Genomic DNA, 6,396 nt, shown 5'->3' on the forward strand with positions numbered 1-6,396 from the left:
GATCGGTTACAGTCTTTTTCAAACGCTATCTTTATGAGCAAAACATTACCAAAGATCCTGCCAAGTTTTTAAGTACCAGTTTTGAGGCTCCGGATTATTTTGAAATTTGCTATGGTCATAGTAAACATAAATCTCATAGCGCTTCTGAGGCCAGAAAAACAAGTTCATTCATTGACTGGGTCTTGGAAAATTACTTATCAGTTAAAGATGACAATGGAGAAACGTTGGTTTCCGATGGTTATCATAACCCCATCAAAGATTCTATTCCAATGCGAAAAAGAAATTCAGGCAAAAAAAATGTTACATTATTCAGCTGGATTTTAGAATTAGATCCTGATTTTGAGGAATGGCAACAATACGTTGCAGAATGGATGAAAACTATTGATATCGGTGTGTCAATGGCACAAAACTCGGTTGCAGATTTTTTTAAGCGCTATCTTTACGAACAGCGCATTACGAAAGATCCAGAAAAATTTTTAAGTGTCAATTATGTAGCTCCGGATTATTTTGAAACTTGCTATGGTCATAGTAAAAATCTATCAAAAGATACTTATAGAGCACACCTCTCTAAAGCCAGAAAATTAAGCTCATTCATAGATTGGTTGTTGGAAAACCACTTTCCCGTTACTAATGACGATGACTCTGGAGAAAAAATAACTTCTGAAGGATATCATAACCCTATCAAAGATTCTATTCCAAAGCCAAAAATAAGCTTTATGAAGCGAAATGACTTGTCATTCCGTTGGATTTTAGAATTAGATCCTGATTTTGAGGAATGGCAACAATACGCAGCAGAATGGATGAAAACTATAGACAGTGGAATAAAAGTGACAAAGCAATCAGTTTCAACATTTTTTAAAGTTTATCTTTATGAGCAACACATTACTAAAGATCCTGCCAAATTTCTAAGTACAAGTTTTAAAACTCCGAATTTTTACAATATTTGCTATGGTCATTGCAAAGATCGTCCCATAAACTCTTATTTTGCCAGGAAAACTAGTTCATTCATAGACTGGGTGTTGGAGAATTACTTCTCTGATAAAGATGTCCATGGAGAAACGCTGATTTCTAAAGGATATCATAACCCTATCAAAGATTCTATTCCAAAGCCAGCGATACTCCACATGAAGCGAAATGACATATCGTTCCGTTGGATTCTAGAATTAGATCCTGATTTTGAGAGATGGCAACAATACGCAAAAAAATGGTGTGAATCTAAAGATACAGAGTATGAAAAACACGATGCAAGGATAAGTCTTTTTAAATTTTTTGAGAACTATCTTTATGAACAACACATTACTAAAGATCCACGCGTTTTTTTAAGCAAGAGTTTTGAGGCTCCAGATTTTTATAAAATTTGCTATAATAACTATAAAGAATCATCTACGCCAATTTCTCAATCTCAAAATGTAAGTTTGTTTATCGATTGGGTATTAGAAAACTACTATTCCGTTAAAGATGAAAATGGTAATGTTTTAATTTCTGGAGGATATTGTAATCCCATTAGAAAATTCATTCCTATTATTCAACACTTCCAAAAATCAGACGATAGAACTTTTAGTTGGGTCTTAAATTTAAACTCTGATTTTGAAGAGTGGAGACAATACGCTGAAGAGTGGCTAAAAGAACAATATACTGGACTTGATACAGCAATACAAGCTGTTAATAAATTTTTTGAAGTTTATCTTTATAATCAACATATAACAAAAGATCCTCGCCAGTTTTTAAATATTAGTTTTAATGCCCCAAATTACTTTGAACTGTGTTTTTCAAATTTTAAAAGATCAAGTGCAATTTCGCTTATAAAGAAAACCAATGTTTTTATTGATTGGGTACTAAAAAACAAGTTTTCATTTCCGGACGATTTTGGGCGAATGCGGATTCCGTATGAATTTCACAATCCTATCAAAAAATTCATTCCCGATAATTCAAGTTTAAATAATATTAATCTCAGTGAGTCTAATAAAAATGTACTACCGTATCGATATATCAAAAATCTACGTTCAATGTTATGTCCTGATAATGCTACAAACTTCTCCGATTGGCAATATGCCCAGAGTATAACCCATTCGGTTCAAGGAGGTAGTTGGATTAGAATTGACAAATCACTTATCGATAAAAATGACCCTGATTGCGTATGGAAAAAGAGAAAACCGACTGTAAAAGAACGAACTAATAAAGGTTTCAATGGCTGGGTTTATGAGATATGGTCACCGGCCATTTCTGTTGCTCTCTATATGAAACTACTATTACCTTTAAGAACATATCAAGTGAGAATGCTTGATTCAGGAGAAGCAGATACCTATATATATCAACAAACAAAACGGGAAGAAGCAGGTTACTGGACTAAAAATAATGGTCCTTTCAAAAAAGGAACAAATAAACACCCTTCAGAAAAAGGTGCTTTTCGTTACTTCAAAGATCCTATCACCAAACAAGAGATGACTGGTTTCTTCATAAACACGAATAAAACAGCGGATATAAATAAAGACGCAGATCAAAAAGGATACGAAATCCCTTGGCAAAATGAAGAAGCATTGTATTGGCTTGCAAAACTTCGCAATTGGCAGCAAAAATATAATCCATTAAATAAACTTGCATCTTGGACAGAACTAAAGCGAAAGCATTTAGGCGGAGTAAAAGCCACTAGAGTTCTGAAACAAATGGGAGAAACAGCTTTCCTTTTTAGAAATATTAAATCAGTTAACGAAGAACATTTACCCATGACCGAATCAGTCATTAAAACCTTATGGCTTAAATTGTTAATCGAACTTGAAAATGAAATAAATAAAAATAGTGAATCTAATGAAGAAAAAGAAATAAAGTTTGTTTATCAGTCTAGTAGTCAAGGAAATGACACGCAAACATTTTATCCTTTACATGCTTTAAGAGTTTCTTTAATTACTGCATATGCTTTGGAGGGTGGTGTTCCAATGCCGATTCTAAGCAAAGCCATAGCCGGTCATGCACGACTTATTATGACTCTATATTACACAAAAGCAGGTATCTCATATGTAACAGATAAAATGACCGAAGCTGAAAACAATATTCTTGAAAATGACAAAGAATCGTTTAGACGATTTTTGCGGGATGCCCAATATAATCAGCTAGAAACTTCAAGTGCGAGCAACGATCTAATTGCCTATCAAGCAGTAATCAATTCTCAAGGATCTGGTGCAAGTATAATAAAAGGCGACTTAGGCATTTGCCCTAAATCAAATTTTGGCTGTGACAGCGGAGGTGTTTATGATAATGACGATACTGGTACAACCTACTATGGACCAGTCCCCGGATATCCGGAACAAAATTGTGTCCGTTGTCGTTGGTTTATCACTAGCCCAGCCTTTTTACCGGGACTGATTCATCATTTCAACGTATTAAGCTATAATATGAGCGAAGCAGGAAAAAAAATCATTAGTTTTGAAAAAGAAATCCATGCCCTTGAAGATTTCAAGTATGACTGTGATAATAATGGTCACTTATTTACAAAACAAGCAAAATTACTACAACTGGAAAACTTGCATTCTCTGGAAATTCAGAAGAATGATAAATTGGCAAATGACTACAATGGAACTTTCTACTTGATTGCAAAATGCATGTCGATAATAGAAAAAAGCACTCAAGAAGAAAACCTTCAATTGATTACTTCAGGAACATTAGAAGATCTCCAGCTATCATTAACCAATGCAGATGATGCATTGGAACAAATCCAAACAATCTGCAATGGAGCTGAAATATTTCCATCAACCGATGCAAGCAAAGCGATATTACAAAGATCGCAAATTATTGATTCAACACTTGCGATGAATGATAAAAAACCTATAATGTTCTTGTTGACTGAAAAAGAACAACTCTTAGCAGGAAATCAATGGATGAGATTAATAATGAATCGATCTGGAAGCTTAAAAGATGCTATTCCTTTCGCTGTAGGACGAAAAAAGCTTGAAGAAATAGGAATGGTTCTTGAGTTTGACGAAGAAATCAAATCTGTAAAATTAGAAAACAATACCCTCATTTTAGATCAATCGAATATCAAGCTACTTCCCGATTCCGAAAAAACAAACACAATATTCAAGGAGGCTGAAACCATATGATTGCACATCCCGATGAATTTTTGGAAGCGCTTTGCAAAGATGCTTCAACTCGTAAAAAAAGCACACTTGAATTGATTAATTCCGTCTGCAAAGAACAAGCTGAACATGGAAACACTGACTTTTCAATTGCAAAAATAGCAACTCTTCTTGCCGATAAAGGTGGACCTAGTGAACAATCACTACGCAATAAAGCAGCTTCGGATTATAGAGCTTTAATAAAAAATTGGGCACAATTTACAAATGGATCAATTAAGAAAAACAAGAAAGCAGAAGTTTTTTCTAATACTGATGATGAAATTTTAAACGGCATTTCTGATCCAACGACCAAGGCTTATGTCGGAATGATCTTAAGAGAAAATCGCAGTTTGCGGAATGAAAATCATATACTTAAGATAGCAGAAGTGACTTTATATAAACCAGGATTAAATGGACCCTCCTCAAGCGGAGACTCAAATGAATCGATTGCATTTCCATCCCGCAAGCTCACTAACACTGAAATAGAAGCATTAAGGCATGCTATTTCTGATGAACTTATGAAAAGTCAAGATTGGACCACAGACGAACGTGGCCGGGTGGAAAAAAATGGTATCCGTATATTCAAACCTGGGTTCATTACGGCTATTAAAAAAATTTTAGAAGACTATACTTGAGTATTTCAGATGTGATCCACCACCCTGTCCAGACGTTCGCAATTCTTCCATAAAGAACCGTTTATTAAATGTTTTAAAATCTAAAATAATAAATAAACTCATCAAATAAAAAGATCCTAACTGGGAAACCTCCGAAAAACTAAAGGATACAAGAAAACGTGAAATGTTGCTTACTCAGCTTGCAGAATACGTCAAATGTATTGATCAGATTATGCCTAAAAGCCCGATTAATATGCTTTTTCTTGCGAGAATCGAATAATTTTGCGGTAGTTTTGTAAATAATTCATATTATTTTTTTCAAAGCCGACTTTTTCGGAGCTTTCACTGACACCTGATCATTCAACTAATACTTTTTTTCAACCATCACTTGATGGTTTGTTTGCTATGATCAAAACTAGGTGAGCTTAATACTTAAGATGTTTCAGACTTATCTTCGTAGGCAATACAAAAATATCATTTTACACATTTCGCTCGTTACCGTGAGCAAAATTACTATTTGTATTGCTCTCCAGCGTTCTTGCAGTGTTGACGTACAAATTCTAACCACTGTGTGTCCCAGTACCATTGTTTGCTGACTTGAGCTCCATACCCTTTACTTGAATTTTTAGCATCATTGGATTTCCACAAATCAGTATGTGACGCCATTCGAAATTTTGTGTAGCCCTCATCTTGCAGTTGTTTAACAATCTCACCTGGGAGAAACTTAGTTCGTTCCGTTTCTTTTATCAATACACGCTCGATTTCACTTGCCATTGAGGAATCTGGTTTAACGAATTCTATGACTCTATCTGCTTGACCTTTACGGTTAGCGTTAATAGGGGTATAGAGTACGCGGTAGGCATACCGGTTGTTTTTCAGTTCAAAATCAGTCAAGGAATCTTCAAATTCTGAAATGTAATTTCTAACATTGCTCGTTAGCTTTTCAGTTGACAGCAGCTGCTTTCGCTGAGTGGGAGTTATTTCTGAAAACTGTATTGAAATCGCTAAATCCTTTGAAACAGAATATTTACTCCCGAAAAATTTTATAATGTAGAAATCATAGTTTATAGCACTGGCTTGAAGCTTGGCGCTAAGGAAGTCGTCAATTTGATTTGTCATCTGGTGTTCAATCTCATGCCGGATGCCAATCAGAAACTTGAGATTGTTTTTTGTTCCGATATCAAGCGGACAATCCTTGAAATCGAGACATTTCTCAAGTTCCCAATATTTATCTGCGCCTCGGTGTGTCTTATCAAATTGCTTCCTTTTTCCCTTTTTCTTAAAATAGCGATACTCAATTCCTTCACCACGATAATACGCGTGCATGAGATAAGTCCATGCAATAATAGAAAGCGTGATGAACGTCTCTGACTTGAAAGTTATTTGTGGGTTGTTATGGAATTGTCAATAATAGTTCAGTCAAAACGCGCAAGGAATTTTCCAAGCCCCTATAGAATAGCCAGCCCTCATCGTCGGTAACAATCATCAAAACTTCAAATGCTATGCAGCGAGCTGGTGATTGTTGATAAAAAGCCCCCGATAAACCAGCGGTGGATAGCCATTATTTGTACTGTAAATTCGTCGTCGATTGTAATAATGGATATAGCGGTAAACAATCGTTTTGACTTCAACCATGGGCATACTTTTGGTATTAATTTTATAGAGCTTCTCTT

2 protein-coding genes and 1 pseudogene are annotated in these 6,396 nt (G+C 35.2%); 2 read left to right on the forward strand and 1 reads right to left on the reverse strand.

Annotated elements, in window-relative coordinates:
- On the forward strand, positions 1 to 4,094 hold a 4,094-nt coding region (gene gmtZ / locus A3KS_RS22870; protein WP_051355964.1), incomplete at its 5' end, for a gamma-mobile-trio integrase GmtZ.
- The gene (gene gmtX / locus A3KS_RS0116865) at positions 4,091 to 4,744 is read left to right on the forward strand and encodes a gamma-mobile-trio protein GmtX (RefSeq protein ID WP_026395895.1); all 654 of its coding nucleotides are present in this window, start codon (positions 4,091 to 4,093) and stop codon (positions 4,742 to 4,744) included. The genes gmtZ and gmtX, both read left to right, overlap by 4 nt.
- Positions 4,745 to 5,236: 492 nt before the next feature.
- Here the strand turns inward: gmtX and A3KS_RS21775 are convergent.
- A pseudogene (locus A3KS_RS21775) lies at positions 5,237 to 6,112 on the reverse strand (DUF3644 domain-containing protein); the annotation flags it as partial.
- Between the last annotated feature and the right edge of the window lie 284 nt (positions 6,113 to 6,396).

It is taken from the genome of Acetobacterium malicum subsp. dehalogenans DSM 11527 (assembly GCF_000472665.1).
Classification (GTDB): domain Bacteria; phylum Bacillota; class Clostridia; order Eubacteriales; family Eubacteriaceae; genus Acetobacterium; species Acetobacterium malicum.

Bases quoted from the DNA above. Each gene is read 5' to 3' on its own strand.
- gmtX (WP_026395895.1), top strand. From the start codon at position 4,091: ATGATTGCACATCCCGATGAATTTTTGGAAGCGCTTTGCAAAGATGCT.